The organism is Pseudoalteromonas sp. APC 3893, assembly GCF_030408095.1.
GTDB lineage: Bacteria > Pseudomonadota > Gammaproteobacteria > Enterobacterales > Alteromonadaceae > Pseudoalteromonas.
Genome location: NZ_JASDCD010000003.1, coordinates 145,992 through 160,985, shown reverse-complemented (window position 1 = coordinate 160,985; position 14,994 = coordinate 145,992). Strand labels below are relative to the sequence as shown.

The following is a 14,994-nucleotide window of genomic DNA, read 5'->3' as shown; positions in this document are numbered from 1 at the left end:
CGTTAAATTAAGCGATTGTGGTTGGGTTGAGCATAGCGAAGCCCAGTTACAAAAGGTTTTAGGGGCTAGGTAACTAGATTTTAGGTGCTAGGTAACTAGGAGCTAGGGGAGTGTGTTGTAAGCGCGAGTTTATCTTGCGCTTTGGGCATTTTGTAAAAATATACGTTAATTGCTGACAGCTAATAACAATGCTTGGCGTAAACTAGGAATTAGAATTATCGATTGTCTTCACTGTGCCATTTACGGACACTCATAACTTTAGTCACTTGTTATAACACGCTCTAGCCATTACACCTTTGGTCACCTTTAACCTGATTGCATATTTCACTAAAAATACTCTCACCAGCATCTTTATATCCATTGCTAGACAAATAGTCAGATATTTCAAACAATGAGTCTATGCCATCTGAAGATTGATTAATTGTGAAAGCTATGTGCTTGTGAAGTTCTTCTGTAGCATTTTCAGAAATTGCATAATGAGCTGTTAGCCTTTGCAAGGTTTCGTTAGGAACAGAAACCTTAAACCCAAATTTTTCAGATAAATCTGTATAGTGTTTTTTTAAACCATCTAATCCTGAAGTTTTTACTTCGTAGGTTGGTTCCCAGCCCGTAAATGTTGATTGTAAAGCATATTGCATAGAAGAGTGTTTAGTGGTTCTGTGAGATTGCTCTGGGAATTTTTGGAATTCAAAAGAACCTTCAGATAAGCTACTTAACTTCTGAGACAATTTAGTAAAAGGCTCTTGCATATGTTCACCTTCATTTGCGATGGTGATCGTAAGAGGAGCTTTCTTTTTTAAAGCCTTAATTTTTGATTTGGATACCATATCTAAGATGTAATTATCATCAAGAGAAGGACTGAAAGCGAAGTATTTTGAAAAAGCAGGATTATTACTTAACCAATAATCTAAGACGAAACGGCCTGAATTAGAGTGCCCAGATAAAATTGTATAAGGTGCAACTCGGTATTTATCATTAACAAAGGAAACGACTTCTTTCGCAAGGAAGTTAGCAAAGGGCGTTGTTTTTCCGTTTTCAGGGCTAAGTTCTTTTCCTCTACTTTCGATACCGACAACAATAAAGTTTGGAATTTGATCTTCTAATAAATCAATAGTCGATAAAGTTGAAAGCATATCCCATTGACCGTGCAGTACGTATAGTACTGGATATGAATTATCTTCATCATGATATTTCTTTGGCAGCTTTATTAATAAGTTTCTTTTTTCACCAAGTGAATTGGACTGCAACTTAATTTCTTCAGCTAACATCAAATCTGATGCATATGAAAACTGTGAACAAAGTAAAACAAAACTAAAAAACGATACTCTCATTTATAACTCTCCATGTTGATGAAACACTAGGAATATAATAATTTAATAGTGCGCTCATCGCGCATATTTCTGCTGACGCCACGCTCACTTATCTACTTTTAACAAATAACCTAAGGTATCACTATCACTAAGTATTCTAAATTTTTTAGGTAAAGTTAAGCGAATCAATATGCGCGCAGCGCTCATTTTCATGAATATATGCACAAAGAGCAGTTTAACGAATCAATTAACGACGATATTTAGCCAATCTCAATGACCGGTTCTCGCTCAAACCCGACGCTCAGACTGTTATGAATCACTCATTAAATACTACTAAACGCCATCAAAGTAGGGGCTTAGCCCCCGGCAATTTTCACTTTAAATTTAAGTGCTTCAAGTATGGCTTTGAGTTTATCGCGGTCATCGCCTTGTACTTCGATGATACCGTCTTTTACTGCGCCGCCTTGGCCCATTTTACTTTTGATTGTTTTGGCCAGTTTTTTTAGGTCATGTTGTTCGCTATCAATACCGGTTACTAGCATTACGCCTTTGCCTTTACGGCCTTTAGTTTGGCGTTCAATTCGCAGAGCGCCATCTTTAAATACTTTGCCAGCAACTTCCTTTGTTGCTTTTGGTTGGCTAATACGACCAGTTTCTGTTGAATAAACGAGATTATTGTCACTCATACTAAACCTGCAATGAAAAAGTTATATAAACAATGACTTCTATAATAACAAATTTACAACAAGACGCTTTTATTTTTGGCGAATTTAGTCTTAAAAGGTTATATTAACTCTATAGAATGGATAATCTAATCAGGAATTAAGTATGAGTTTAAGTAAGACAGCCTCAGCAGATGGCACAACATTAACTATCCAAATTAAAGGTAAGTTTGATTTTAATTTGGTGCAGTCATTTCGACAAGCTTATGCTGAAATCGGCGATAAAACTGCAAAAGTTGTTATCGACCTTCGCGAAACAGATTACATGGATAGCTCTGCTTTGGGCATGTTACTAAATATGAAAAAAACATTAGGTACTTCCGTTGATGCCATTCATATTAGTAATTGTCAGCCGCAATTAAAAAAGATATTACAAATCTCACGGTTTGATAAAAAGTTTGATATCGACTGATGCATGTACTCGTTGTTGATGATCAGGCTCTAAACCGCTCATTGCTTAGCGTAATGCTAAAGCAACAAGGATATCAAGTAACGACAGCAAACAATGGTATTGAGGCATTAGCCGTAATAGATAGCCAGTCGATTGATATCGTGCTACTTGATGTATTAATGCCAGAAATGGATGGCTATGAAACTGCCCCAAAAATAAAACAGCGTAGTGAAGATGTTTACTTACCGATTATTTTTATCACCTCGTTAGAAGACAAAGATAGTTTAGAGCATTGCTTAGCCGTTGGGGGCGATGATTTTATTCATAAGCCGTTTGATAAAGTTATCTTAACCGCTAAAATAAAAGCCCACAGTCGTACTCGCCAACTTAGTCTAAAAGCCCACGAACAAAATGCACAGCTAGAATACCATTACAATCAAACTGAGCGTGAACACGAAATTGTTGAACATATTTTTAATAATGCGTTAGAAAACCAAAATGAATTTAGTAACAACATCGACTTTCATCTCTCTCCTGCCTCTATGTTTAATGGTGATATGTTATTAGTTGCGCAAAGCCCAATTGGTAGTTTGTATTGTATGCTTGGTGATTTTACCGGCCATGGGCTTGCTGCTGCTGTTGGCGCGCTGCCTGCATCTAAAGTGTTCTACACCATGGTCAATAAAGGCATGGCGGTTAACGATATCGCTCATGAAGTCAACACGGTATTAGCCAAGTTACTGCCTGGTCATATGTTTTGCGCGGCGACCATCATTGAATTAAGTAGCTCAGGAAAAAGCATCTCAGCTTGGCTTGGCGGTTTACCTGATGCGTATGTGATTGATCAGCAAGGTAAGGTGCTAAAAACATTAGAATCACAGCATATGGCGCTCGGGATTTTGGATGCTGATGAATTCGAGCGAGAGTTAATTCATTTTGAAGTGGATAATACAACGCGAATTGTTTTAGCGACAGACGGCATAATTGAAACCGCTAATGACGAAGATGAATACTTTGGTGAGCAACGATTTATTCAAGTGCTAGGCAGCAAAACGCAAGTAAGCTGTCATGATATAATTGAACAAGTTACTAAGTTTGCTAAAGGCTCTAAGCAACAAGATGACTTAAGTTTGGTGCTTTTTAATTGTTTACCCGTTCCATCAAGCAAAGCCGAAGCTGAAACTTACTCGCCGCTCCCTTTTAATTTCTCACTGAGCTTAAACTCTGCGCAAATCAAACAAACAGATCCTGTACTTGAAGTTGTTGATGTTATTACCCGGGTCAGTGGTTTAAAAGCACATCGCTCGGATATTTTTTTACTTTTATCAGAAGCGTATAATAATGCCGTTGATCATGGCTTACTTGGGCTTGATTCTGATATAAAAAATCATGACGATGGCTTTTTTGAGTTTTACCAGCAAAGAGAAGCGGCCCTGGCGAGCTTACAAGGAGCAATGATCATTATTGAGATTCGCTATTGTCCTGAATCTTTGTGTTTATATTTTACCATTTGTGATTCAGGCAATGGCTTTACTTGCAACAATCATCGCGCCCAAAGCTTAGCGCGTGAACATGGCAGAGGGCTGTCATTGCTAGAGGAAATAGCCGAACACGTAGGTTATAACGCTTCAGGTAACCAAATTGAAATGTGTTATAAGCTAACTTAGATTCAACACTAGTAGAGTGATTAATGACATGCTATTATTTTGCTTTATTTAGATGTTTGGACGGCTAGATGGTTTCTTCTTATTTATTACTTGCACAACTTGATGTGCCGCAGCAATTAGTGTCTTCAGAGCTTACCAAGCTTGAGAGTTATTTATCAAACAATGATCGCCCAGCAATAAACTGGGAATATCAAATACCTGAGTTAGGTGAAGGCGGCGCCTGTAGTTTATTTGGTTACCTACAAGAAACACCATTTAAGTTAACCGATTATTTAAAGCAAGACTCACATACCACTGAAAAACTGACACAGTTACAACGCATCGTAAATTATGTCGTAGAGCAAACTGGGGTGGATTGGTATGGTATTTATCAAAACACTGCCACTGATGAAGGTGCACAGTTGTTAAAATTAGCCTACTTTGGCGCACCTAGCAGACCTTTATTTCCATTGACCAAAGAATTTGCTGCAGGAAGTAATAATGTTCAAGTGGCATTGAGTACAAAGGGCCGAGTGATTAACAATGTTGAGCAATACTTGGCAGCGGGTGGCGAGTATTATACTTGCGATCCTAAAGTAAAAGCAGAGGCATGTTTACCTTTATTTGATGAGCAAAACAATTGTGTTGGCATAGTCGATGGTGAGGCGTTCAATAATGATTTTTTTGATCAGCAAACGCTAGCACTACTAATTGCATGCTGTATTAAAATTCCTCACTTTTTAGTGTAAATAACACTAGCCATGCTAGTCACATTTTATGTTAAGCTAAGTGCAACAGCTAACCCCTAAATAATGATAAGAGATAGTCAATGTTCTCAGAATTAAAACCATTACCAACAGATCCTATTCTTGGCCTTATGGCGGCCTATAAGCAAGATACTAACCCAAATAAGATTGACTTAGGGGTTGGTGTTTATAAAGACGAACAAGGTAATACGCCGGTATTAAGCGCCGTTAAAAAGGCAGAAGCATTCCGCCTCGAAAATGAAACCAGTAAATCATATATTGGTTTAGCGGGTAATTTAGATTTTTGTCAAAAAATGGAAAACCTTTTATTAGGTGAGCACCAAGCACTCCTTGCAAACCGTGTTCGTACCGCGCAGGCACCAGGTGGTACAGGCGCGCTTCGTGTAGCGGCTGAGTTTATTGCTCGTTGTAACCCAAGTGCAACTATTTGGGTCACAAACCCAACATGGGCAAATCACATCAGCTTATTTGAAGCGGCAGGCCTAACAGTCAAAGAATACCCGTATTACGATTATGAAAACAAAGATCTGTTATTTGATGACATGATCAATACACTCAAGCAAGTACCAAAAGGTGATGTTGTTCTTGTTCATGCGTGTTGTCATAACCCAAGCGGTATGGACTTAAACGAAACACAGTGGAAAACAGTAGCAGAGCTTGCAAAAGAAGTTGGTTTTACACCACTTGTTGATATTGCTTACCAAGGTTTTGGTTCAAGCCTTGAGCAAGATGCTAACGGCTTGCGTATTTTAGCTAACGCAGTTGAAGAGTTGATCATTTGTTCTTCTTGTTCTAAAAACTTTGGCCTATACCGTGAGCGTATTGGTGCATGTTCAATTATTGCCAAAGATAGCGCAACTGCTGATATCTCTAACTCAGTAATGTTAAGTGTAGTACGTAGTATTTACTCTATGCCGCCAGCACATGGTGCCGATATCGTAAACACTATTTTAGGCAGTGCAGAACTTACGCAAGAGTGGCACAGTGAGCTTGATGAAATGCGTAATCGTATTAATGGTCTTCGTACGTTAATCAAAGACAGCTTAGCAGCGAAAGACATTGCACAAGACTTCTCATTTATTGACCGTCAAAATGGTATGTTCTCATTCCTTGGCATTAATAAAGAGCAAATCGCGCGCTTACAAAAAGAGTATGGAATTTATATTGTTGGTTCTAGCCGTGTAAACGTAGCCGGTATTAGCCAAGCAAATATCGAATACTTCTCAAACGCTGTAGCAGACGTTTGTAAGTAAACAGCTAGCGTAGATAAAAAAACCGCACTAACGTAAGTTGTGCGGTTTTTTTAATACTTTAAATAAACTAACTGTGGTATTTCTCACACGCTTCTAGTGTATTTTCAATTAAGCTTGCTACCGTCATTGGGCCAACACCGCCTGGGACAGGTGTAATGAAATGTGCTTTTTGCTCAGCAACGTCATATTGTACATCACCCACTAATTTACCCGTATCTAAACGGTTGATGCCTACATCGATAACCATCGCACCTTCTTTCACCCAGTCGCCCGGTATAAATTCAGGTTTACCTACCGCAACAACTAGTAAATCAGCACGGCGTACGTGAGTTTCCAAATCTTGAGTAAACTTATGGCACACTGTTGTTGTACAGCCAGCAAGGAGTAACTCTAGCGCCATAGGGCGACCAACGATATTTGATGCACCGACCACTACAGCATGCATGCCTTTGTATTTAACGCCGGTTGAATTTAGTAGGGTTATAATACCTTTTGGTGTGCAAGGGCGAAGGGCAGGCATACGCTGTGCTAAACGGCCGATATTATAAGGGTGGAAACCATCGACATCTTTTAGTGGCGTAATACGCTCAAGAATTTTTTCTGCATCAAGCCCCTCAGGTAATGGTAACTGAACTAAAATACCATCGACTGTTTGGTCGTTATTCAGTTCATCTACTAGGTCGAGTAGTGCTTGCTCTGAGGTATCTGCAGGTAAATCAAATGATTTTGATACAAAACCAACTTCCTCGCAGGCTTTACGCTTTGAACCAACATAAACTTGGCTTGCAGGGTCTTGTCCTACAAGCACAACTGCAAGTCCTGGTGCACGTAAGCCCTTGGCTACGCGTTCACTTACTTTTTCTGCTACAGCACTTCGTACTTGTTTAGCTATTGCCTTACCATCGATGATGTTTGCCGTCATGGGTGACCTTTAATTGGGGTTAGTTAACTTGAAACTGATACTTAGCAAGAGATTATCGTTTAAAAGGGGTAAACGTGACTGATTTTACTCAGCCTAATTTTGCCTTGCTATATAGTTGTGCTATTTTCGCAGAAAAGCGCCAAAGCGCCAAGTTGCTTTTTTTATATAAACCACACTATTATAAAAAACGGTCGAATTTCAGCTTATATTTACAATATTTAGACATTGTGAACTAAAAATGACCGATTGATTTATTTTCTTAAAAAAAGGTTTGACCTAACCCAGTCAAATCACTATTATGCACCCCGTTGTCAACGAGGTCACTCGCAGACAATAGTAAGCATCGGCGATTAGCGCAGTTTGGTAGCGCACTTGGTTTGGGTCCAAGGGGTCGCAGGTTCAAATCCTGCATCGCCGACCACTTTCATTTATAATTTTTTATAATAGAGTGGCTTATTGGTAAACTATGAAGTTTTCGATGCGCCCATAGCTCAGCTGGATAGAGCAACGCCCTTCTAAGGCGTCGGTCGAAGGTTCGAATCCTTCTGGGTGCGCCATTTCGAAAACATGTAAATGCCGTGGTGATTGTAGCTCAGTTGGTAGAGCCCCGGATTGTGATTCCGGTTGTCGTGGGTTCGAGCCCCATCAGTCACCCCAATTTACAAAAAGAATATCGGCGATTAGCGCAGTTTGGTAGCGCACTTGGTTTGGGTCCAAGGGGTCGCAGGTTCAAATCCTGCATCGCCGACCACTTTCTTTAAAGTGGTCTTAAACTCACCGTTTAAGTGTTCAAAATAGAAAACGAAGTTTCATACTTCAATATCGGCGATTAGCGCAGTTTGGTAGCGCACTTGGTTTGGGTCCAAGGGGTCGCAGGTTCAAATCCTGCATCGCCGACCACTTTTCAAAAAAATTCAAAACTAATAAAATTCAAAACTAATATTGCAAAACTTAATTCTAAAGCTAAAATTTTGCTAACTTGCTAACTTGCTAACTTGCTAACTTGCTAACTTGCTAACTTGCTAACTTGCTAACTTGCTAACTTGCTAACTTGCTAACTTGCTAACTTGCTAACTTGCTAACTTGCTAACTTGCTAACTTGCTAACTTGCTAACTTGCTAACTTGCTAACTTGCTAACTTGCTAACTTGCTAACTTGCTAACTTGCTAACTTGCTAACTTGCAGTTGAACCGCCTACTTTTCACTCATTTACCCGCTATAATCCGTGATCTAACCAAATAATTTCCCCCTAGACTCGACTATCATAAATATTAGGTTATAATGCCGCGTCTATTGTTTAACATAGTGCCCGAAGGGCAGAGCAGCATTGGTATCGTATAGTGAAGATGGAGTTTAAACGCCCCTAAGTGGCTTTTAACGTATCAAGCGTATAGTGATCACCGTGTTTGTAAGGAAGGCGAACAGTCGCCAAAATTGAAGATTGAGGTATATCATGCAAGTTTCTGTTGAGACGACTCAAGGCCTTGAGCGCCGTCTGACTATCACCGTTCCTGCAGAGAACGTTGAGACCGAAGTAAAAAAACGCTTACAACAACTGTCTAAAACCCAGCGTATTGATGGTTTCCGTCCTGGTAAAGTACCAACGTCTGTAATCAACAAACGTTACGGTGGCGCAGTTCGTCAAGAAGTTGCTGGCGAATTAATGCAACGTAACTTCTACGAAGCAATCGTAGCTGAAAAAATCAACCCAGCGGGTACACCTACTTTCGCTCCTAAAGCGCTTGAAGCTGGTAAAGATTTAGAATTCTCTGCAACGTTTGAAGTTTACCCTGAAGTTGAAGTTCAAGGTTTAGACAAAATCACTGTAGAAAAGCCTGCTGTAACAGTTACTGACGAAGATTTAGCTAACATGCTAGAAACGCTACGCAAGCAACATGCATCATGGGCTGAAGTAGACACTGCTGCTGGCGAGAACGATCGCGTAACAGTTGACTTCGAAGGCACTATCGACGGCGAAGTATTTGAAGGCGGTAAAGCTGAAGACTTCCCATTAGAACTTGGCCAAGGTCGTATGATCCCAGGTTTTGAAGATAACATCGTAGGTAAAAAAGCAGGCGAAGAAGTAGTTGCTGATGTAACGTTCCCTGACGATTACCACGCTGAAAACCTTAAAGGTAAAGCTGCTCAATTCACTATCTCTGTGAAGAAAGTTGAAGCACAAGAGCTACCTGAACTAAGCGAAGAATTCGCAACTAAGTTCGGTGTAACTGAAGGTGGCGTTGACGCACTTAAAGAAGAAGTGAAAAAGAACATGACACGTGAGCTTGATCAAGCGGTTAAAGCTAACGTGAAAGACCAAGCAATCAAAGGTCTTTTAGCTAACAACGAAATCGAGGTGCCTAAAGCGCTAGTAGATCAAGAAATTGATGCACTACGTCAGCAAGCTGCACAACGTTTTGGTGGCGACGCTAAAAACATGCCTGAGCTTCCAGCTGAGTTGTTCCACGAGCAAGCAGTAACTCGCGTTAAAACTGGCCTATTACTAGGTGAAGTAATTAAAGCGAACGAGATCAAAGTTGATGACGCTAAAGTTGAAGCATTAATTGCTACAGTTGCTTCTGCATACGAAGATCCAACTGAAGTAGTAGAATACTACAAAGCAAATGATCAACTTATGCAGCAAATGCGTAATGTTGCAATGGAAGAGCAAGCTGTAGAAGCTATTTTAGCTAAAGCAGACGTTTCTGATGTTGAAAAAGCATTTGATGACATCATGAATCCACAGCAAGGTGCTTAATAAGTCATTGACTTAAGCCCTCGCTAACGATTAAATGGCTCGTGTTACTCTGTATTTTGCAGTGTGCCCGAGCCATTTTAGTTTGTGGCCTTCAATTTTGCCAAAAAGATAACTATGCTTTTCTTATATTCAGGATAAGTATAAGCGCATAAGGAATAAAATAAGTATGAACAACACTGGTATGACAGATCCTCTAAATGCATTAGTCCCAATGGTTGTTGAACAAACAGCGAAAGGCGAGCGCTCGTATGATATATATTCGAGACTATTAAAAGAGAGAATCATTTTTTTAACTGGTCAAGTTGAAGACAACATGGCGAACCTAATTTTAGCGCAAATGCTATTTTTAGAATCAGAAAACCCAGAAAAAGATATCTTTTTATATATCAATTCACCAGGTGGTTCTGTAACAGCGGGTATGGCAATTTACGATACCATGAACTTTATTAAACCAGATGTAAGTACTATTTGTGTTGGCCAAGCGGCGAGCATGGGTGCATTCTTACTAACAGCTGGTGCAAAAGGCAAGCGTTACTGTTTGCCTAATTCACGCGTGATGATTCACCAACCTTTAGGTGGTTTCCAAGGTCAAGCATCTGATTTTGAAATTCATGCTAAAGAAATCCTGTCTATTAAAGACAAGCTTAATCGTTTAATGGCAGAGCATACTGGCCAACCATTAGATGTGATTTCACGCGATACAGACCGCGACAACTTTATGAGCGCAAGCCAAGCCGTTGACTACGGCCTAGTTGACTCGGTATTTACTAATCGCGACAGTAAGTAAAAAGACTAAGTGAGTGCTAACGGTACTCACTTGAATTGTTTACACTGTGAAAGCCAATAATTTTTGGTATAGTTAAGCGTATTGAAATAGCTGCTAAGAAGTTTAGCAGCCAACGTATAAGATGAGGTAGCTGAATGTCTGACACTCCTACAGACGGCGACAAAAGTAATAAATTGTTATACTGCTCTTTTTGTGGCAAAAGCCAGCATGAAGTTCGTAAACTCATTGCAGGGCCTTCAGTATACATTTGTGATGAATGTGTTGAGCTGTGTAACGACATTATCAGGGAAGAGATCAAAGACATTGCGCCAAAGCACAATACGTCTGATAAACTGCCTGCACCTAAAGAAATTCGTAACCATTTAGATGATTATGTTATCGGCCAAGATCACGCCAAAAAAGTATTGTCGGTAGCGGTTTATAACCACTATAAGCGCCTACGTAATCAAAGTACTAAAGTTGATATTGAACTCGGTAAAAGTAATATCTTGCTAATAGGTCCAACAGGTAGTGGTAAAACATTACTTGCAGAGACACTTGCACGTTTACTTGATGTGCCATTTACAATGGCCGATGCAACCACACTAACCGAAGCCGGTTATGTGGGTGAAGATGTTGAAAACATCATTCAAAAGCTGCTGCAAAAGTGTGACTACGACGTAGAAAAAGCACAACGTGGTATTGTTTATATTGATGAAATCGACAAAATCTCACGTAAATCAGACAATCCATCAATTACCCGTGACGTATCAGGCGAAGGCGTACAACAAGCCTTACTGAAACTGATTGAAGGCACTGTTGCATCAGTACCACCACAAGGTGGTCGTAAACACCCACAACAAGAGTTTTTGCAGGTTGATACCTCTAAGATCTTATTTATCTGTGGTGGTGCATTCGCAGGGCTAGATAAAGTGATTGAGCAACGCAGCCATAAAAATACCGGTATTGGTTTTGGTGTTAGCGTTAAAGAATCTGCATCGAGCCGCTCTTTAAGTGAAACATTTAAAGATGTAGAGCCAGAAGATTTAGTAAAATACGGCCTGATCCCAGAGTTTATTGGTCGTTTACCCGTTGTTGCTACGTTAACTGAGCTAGACGAAGCTGCGCTAGTGCAAATCTTAGATGAGCCTAAAAACGCACTGACTAAGCAGTACAGCGCATTATTTGGTATGGAAGACGTTGAGCTTGAATTCCGTGAAGATGCATTACGTGCAATTGCCCATAAAGCAATGGAGCGTAAAACAGGTGCACGTGGTCTTCGCTCAATTGTTGAAGCTGTATTACTTGATACCATGTATGAACTTCCTTCAATGGAAGAAGTCAGCAAAGTGGTTATCGATGAAACCGTGATCAAAGGTGAATCAGACCCAATTTTGATTTATCAAAGTGCTAGCCAAGATAAAGCAGCATCAGAATAAATTTTAATCACTGATATTACAAAGAGGAGCCAATGGCTCCTTTTTTTATAATTTATTTCTTACAAATGACATAAATTGTTGAACTTTACTTAGGTTATCCCCATATACTTGAGTAATCTTTAAAATAAATGAAGAGCGAAGAGAAATATAATGACGCTTGAGAGAACAGATCGAGTCGAAATCCCCGTGCTGGCATTGCGCGATGTGGTGGTGTACCCGCACATGGTGATCCCGCTTTTTGTAGGCCGCGAAAAATCTATTAAATGCCTCGAAGCGGCAATGGATAAAGACAAACAAATTTTTCTTGTTGCGCAAAAAGACGCGACAGTCGATGAGCCAGAGCAAGACGATATTTACCGCGTAGGTACTATCGCAACTGTGCTGCAACTATTAAAACTTCCTGATGGCACTGTAAAAGTGCTAGTCGAAGGTATTCAACGCGCAAAACTTGAAAGCTTTGTTGATAACGATGACTTTTTTGTTGCGAATGCCGAGTTTATTAGTTCTGAAGAAATTGATGAGCAAGAGCAAGATATCTTTATCCGCAGCGCTGTTAGCCAGTTTGAAGGCTATGTAAAACTTAATAAAAAAATTCCACCTGAAGTGCTCACCTCGGTCAGTGGTATTGATGAAGCCCCGCGCCTTGCTGATACTATGGCAGCTCACATGCCATTAAAAGTGCCAGAAAAGCAAAAAGTACTTGAGATCGCAAACGTAACCGAACGTCTTGAATACTTAATGGCGTTAATGGAAGGCGAAATCGATTTACTGCAAGTTGAGAAAAAGATTCGTACCCGCGTTAAAAAGCAGATGGAAAAATCGCAGCGTGAGTATTACCTCAACGAGCAAATGAAAGCCATTCAAAAAGAATTAGGCGAGCTTGACGACGTACCTGACGAATTCGAAGCGCTGAAAAAGCGTATTGAAGAATCAGGCATGAGCAGCGATGCACAAGAAAAAGCCAATTCAGAATTAGCTAAATTAAAAATGATGTCGCCCATGTCGGCTGAAGCCACCGTTGTACGCTCATACATAGATACGCTGATCAATGTACCGTGGAAAAAGCGCTCAAAAGTGAAGAAAGACTTAGCCGGTGCGCAAAAGATTTTAGATAGCGATCACCACGGCTTAGATAAAGTGAAAGAGCGCATTATTGAATATCTCGCGGTTCAACAACGTACTAATAAGCTTAAAGGCCCAATCTTATGTTTAGTCGGTCCTCCTGGTGTTGGTAAAACCTCACTAGGGCAATCGATTGCTCGCTCAACGGGTCGTAAGTATATTCGTATGGCACTAGGTGGCGTACGTGATGAAGCTGAAATCCGTGGTCATCGTCGTACTTACATTGGCTCTATGCCAGGTAAACTGATTCAAAACATGAGTAAAGTGGGCGTTAAAAACCCATTATTCTTATTAGATGAAATCGATAAAATGTCATCAGATATGCGTGGCGATCCTGCATCAGCATTACTTGAAGTACTTGATCCTGAGCAAAACAGTCACTTTGCGGATCATTACTTAGAAGTTGATTATGACTTATCTGATGTTATGTTTGTTGCAACATCGAACAGCTTTAATATTCCAGGTCCGTTATTAGACCGGATGGAAGTGATTCGTTTATCGGGTTACACCGAAGATGAAAAACTCAATATTGCTAAACAGCATTTAATTCCTAAGCAAGTTAAGCGTAATGGCTTAAAAGATGGCGAAGTGGTTATCGAAGACAGCGCAATTGTCGGTATTATTCGTTACTACACCCGTGAAGCCGGTGTACGTAACTTAGAGCGTGAAGTGTCTAAGTTATGCCGTAAAGCGGTGAAAAACATCTTGCTTGAGAAAGAAACAAAAGTAGTCACTATTAATGAGCAAAACCTAGAAGAGTTCTTAGGTGTGCAACGTTTTGATTACGGCAAAGCCGAAGATGGTGACCGCATTGGTCAAGTGACCGGTTTAGCGTGGACAGAAGTGGGCGGCGATTTATTAACAATCGAATGCGCAGCTGTGCCAGGCAAAGGCAAGTTAAGCTATACAGGTTCTCTAGGTGATGTAATGCAAGAGTCGATTCAAGCGGCGATGACGGTAGTACGCAACCGTGCAGACACGTTCCGTATTAATAACGATTTTTACGAAAAACGTGATATTCACGTGCACGTACCAGAAGGTGCTACGCCGAAAGATGGCCCAAGTGCAGGTGCGGCGATGGTCACAGGTTTAGTCTCTAGCTTAACGGGTAACCCTGTACGCGCAGATGTTGCCATGACAGGTGAAATTACGCTACGTGGAGAAGTACTGCCAATTGGTGGTTTAAAAGAAAAGCTATTAGCTGCGCATCGTGGTGGCATTAAAACAGTTATTATTCCAAAAATTAACGAACGTGACTTAAAAGAGATCCCTGACAATGTATTAGCAGGCCTTGATATTCACCCAGTTACTTGGATTGATGAGGTTTTAGAACTGGCGTTAGTACACCCAGTTGAGAGTTTTTCAGTCGAAACGGCTAAAAAGCACTAAAAAACCGAAAAAAAGTGCTTTAAAGGGCTTTTCAAATCTAGATGGTATGATAAGTTAAGCACTGGTTTTCAAGCCTAGGCCTTATGTGGCCTAGGCTGAAGAAAAATTACAATCGTACGAGCATGAAATAGTTTGCTCTAAAATTTTCAAAATAGTGATGTTAGTTTAAAAAACAATCGCTCTTGATAATAACAATGAAAGAGGATGATATTGTGAATAAATCTCAATTAATCGATCAAATCGCAGCTGACGCTGACATTTCTAAAGCGGCTGCAGGTCGTGCACTAGATTCATTCATCGAGTCTGTATCGGGCGCTCTTAAAGACGGCGATTCAGTTGCACTAGTAGGTTTCGGTACTTTCTCAGTACGTGAGCGTGCAGCACGTTCAGGCCGTAACCCACAAACTGGCGAAACAATTCAAATCGCTGCAGCGACCATCCCTGCTTTCAAAGCTGGTAAAGCGCTTAAAGATGCATGTAATAGCTAATCACTGTTTTATGTGAATTAG

General features: G+C 40.3%; 12 protein-coding genes and 5 tRNA genes. 14 read left to right on the top strand and 3 right to left on the bottom strand.

Annotated elements, in window-relative coordinates:
• Positions 1 to 281: 281 nt before the first annotated feature.
• Together QMA12_RS06720 and QMA12_RS06715 are read right to left on the bottom strand one after the other, a co-directional pair.
• Positions 282 to 1,331: an alpha/beta hydrolase-fold protein gene (locus QMA12_RS06720; protein ID WP_290209642.1), complete on the bottom strand. Its 1,050-nt coding sequence runs from the start codon at positions 1,329 to 1,331 to the stop codon at positions 282 to 284.
• Between the two features lie 335 nt (positions 1,332 to 1,666).
• Positions 1,667 to 1,996: a stress response translation initiation inhibitor YciH gene (locus QMA12_RS06715; protein ID WP_087530800.1), complete on the bottom strand. Its 330-nt coding sequence runs from the start codon at positions 1,994 to 1,996 to the stop codon at positions 1,667 to 1,669.
• 142 nt (positions 1,997 to 2,138) lie between these two features.
• Between QMA12_RS06715 and QMA12_RS06710 the strand changes: the two genes are divergently transcribed.
• The 4 genes from QMA12_RS06710 (at position 2,139) to QMA12_RS06695 (ending at position 6,089) form a co-directional block, all read left to right on the top strand.
• The gene (locus tag QMA12_RS06710; RefSeq protein ID WP_087530799.1) at positions 2,139 to 2,444 is read left to right on the top strand and encodes an STAS domain-containing protein; all 306 of its coding nucleotides are present in this window, start codon (positions 2,139 to 2,141) and stop codon (positions 2,442 to 2,444) included.
• On the top strand, positions 2,444 to 4,090 hold the full coding sequence (locus tag QMA12_RS06705) for a fused response regulator/phosphatase (RefSeq protein ID WP_290209641.1): 1,647 nt from the start codon (positions 2,444 to 2,446) through the stop codon (positions 4,088 to 4,090). Before QMA12_RS06710 ends, QMA12_RS06705 begins: the two co-directional genes overlap by 1 nt.
• Positions 4,091 to 4,158: 68 nt before the next feature.
• Complete coding sequence (locus QMA12_RS06700) at positions 4,159 to 4,818, top strand: GAF domain-containing protein (protein WP_290209640.1); 660 nt, start codon at positions 4,159 to 4,161, stop codon at positions 4,816 to 4,818.
• Between the two features lie 80 nt (positions 4,819 to 4,898).
• Positions 4,899 to 6,089 (top strand): amino acid aminotransferase, encoded by a 1,191-nt coding sequence (locus QMA12_RS06695; protein WP_290209639.1) that lies wholly within the window; start codon positions 4,899 to 4,901, stop codon positions 6,087 to 6,089.
• A 67-nt stretch (positions 6,090 to 6,156) separates the two neighbouring features.
• Here QMA12_RS06695 and folD read toward each other — a convergent pair whose 3' ends face one another.
• Positions 6,157 to 7,011, bottom strand: a complete 855-nt coding sequence (gene folD, locus QMA12_RS06690; RefSeq protein WP_290209637.1) for a bifunctional methylenetetrahydrofolate dehydrogenase/methenyltetrahydrofolate cyclohydrolase FolD — start codon at positions 7,009 to 7,011, stop codon at positions 6,157 to 6,159.
• A gap of 344 nt (positions 7,012 to 7,355) precedes the next feature.
• Between folD and QMA12_RS06685 the strand changes: the two genes are divergently transcribed.
• From QMA12_RS06685 to QMA12_RS06640, 10 genes are all read left to right on the top strand, one after another.
• Positions 7,356 to 7,432 (top strand) — tRNA-Pro (locus tag QMA12_RS06685).
• 59 nt (positions 7,433 to 7,491) lie between these two features.
• A tRNA-Arg gene (locus QMA12_RS06680) sits at positions 7,492 to 7,568 on the top strand.
• 24 nt (positions 7,569 to 7,592) lie between these two features.
• Positions 7,593 to 7,668, top strand: a tRNA-His gene (locus QMA12_RS06675).
• A 17-nt stretch (positions 7,669 to 7,685) separates the two neighbouring features.
• Positions 7,686 to 7,762, top strand: a tRNA-Pro gene (locus tag QMA12_RS06670).
• 72 nt (positions 7,763 to 7,834) lie between these two features.
• A tRNA-Pro gene (locus tag QMA12_RS06665) sits at positions 7,835 to 7,911 on the top strand.
• Between the two features lie 553 nt (positions 7,912 to 8,464).
• The gene (gene tig / locus QMA12_RS06660; RefSeq protein WP_087530794.1) at positions 8,465 to 9,769 is read left to right on the top strand and encodes a trigger factor; all 1,305 of its coding nucleotides are present in this window, start codon (positions 8,465 to 8,467) and stop codon (positions 9,767 to 9,769) included.
• Positions 9,770 to 9,935: 166 nt separating this feature from the next.
• Positions 9,936 to 10,556, top strand: coding sequence for an ATP-dependent Clp endopeptidase proteolytic subunit ClpP (gene clpP, locus QMA12_RS06655; RefSeq protein WP_087530793.1), 621 nt, complete (start codon positions 9,936 to 9,938; stop codon positions 10,554 to 10,556).
• 134 nt (positions 10,557 to 10,690) lie between these two features.
• On the top strand, positions 10,691 to 11,974 hold the full coding sequence (gene clpX / locus QMA12_RS06650) for an ATP-dependent protease ATP-binding subunit ClpX (RefSeq protein ID WP_087530792.1): 1,284 nt from the start codon (positions 10,691 to 10,693) through the stop codon (positions 11,972 to 11,974).
• A 150-nt stretch (positions 11,975 to 12,124) separates the two neighbouring features.
• On the top strand, positions 12,125 to 14,485 hold the full coding sequence (lon, locus tag QMA12_RS06645) for an endopeptidase La (RefSeq protein WP_290209636.1): 2,361 nt from the start codon (positions 12,125 to 12,127) through the stop codon (positions 14,483 to 14,485).
• 185 nt (positions 14,486 to 14,670) lie between these two features.
• On the top strand, positions 14,671 to 14,973 hold the full coding sequence (locus QMA12_RS06640; protein WP_290209683.1) for an HU family DNA-binding protein: 303 nt from the start codon (positions 14,671 to 14,673) through the stop codon (positions 14,971 to 14,973).
• Positions 14,974 to 14,994: the final 21 nt, after the last annotated feature.

What these genes read in the sequence shown, in the direction of transcription:
- QMA12_RS06720 (WP_290209642.1), bottom strand. Translation starts at nt 1,331, where the DNA reads ATGAGAGTATCGTTTTTTAGTTTTGTTTTACTTTGTTCACAGTTTTCA.
- QMA12_RS06715 (WP_087530800.1), bottom strand. Translation starts at nt 1,996, where the DNA reads ATGAGTGACAATAATCTCGTTTATTCAACAGAAACTGGTCGTATTAGC.
- QMA12_RS06710 (WP_087530799.1), top strand. Translation starts at nt 2,139, where the DNA reads ATGAGTTTAAGTAAGACAGCCTCAGCAGATGGCACAACATTAACTATC.
- QMA12_RS06705 (WP_290209641.1), top strand. Translation starts at nt 2,444, where the DNA reads ATGCATGTACTCGTTGTTGATGATCAGGCTCTAAACCGCTCATTGCTT.
- QMA12_RS06700 (WP_290209640.1), top strand. Translation starts at nt 4,159, where the DNA reads ATGGTTTCTTCTTATTTATTACTTGCACAACTTGATGTGCCGCAGCAA.
- QMA12_RS06695 (WP_290209639.1), top strand. Translation starts at nt 4,899, where the DNA reads ATGTTCTCAGAATTAAAACCATTACCAACAGATCCTATTCTTGGCCTT.
- folD (WP_290209637.1), bottom strand. Translation starts at nt 7,011, where the DNA reads ATGACGGCAAACATCATCGATGGTAAGGCAATAGCTAAACAAGTACGA.
- tig (WP_087530794.1), top strand. Translation starts at nt 8,465, where the DNA reads ATGCAAGTTTCTGTTGAGACGACTCAAGGCCTTGAGCGCCGTCTGACT.
- clpP (WP_087530793.1), top strand. Translation starts at nt 9,936, where the DNA reads ATGAACAACACTGGTATGACAGATCCTCTAAATGCATTAGTCCCAATG.
- clpX (WP_087530792.1), top strand. Translation starts at nt 10,691, where the DNA reads ATGTCTGACACTCCTACAGACGGCGACAAAAGTAATAAATTGTTATAC.
- lon (WP_290209636.1), top strand. Translation starts at nt 12,125, where the DNA reads ATGACGCTTGAGAGAACAGATCGAGTCGAAATCCCCGTGCTGGCATTG.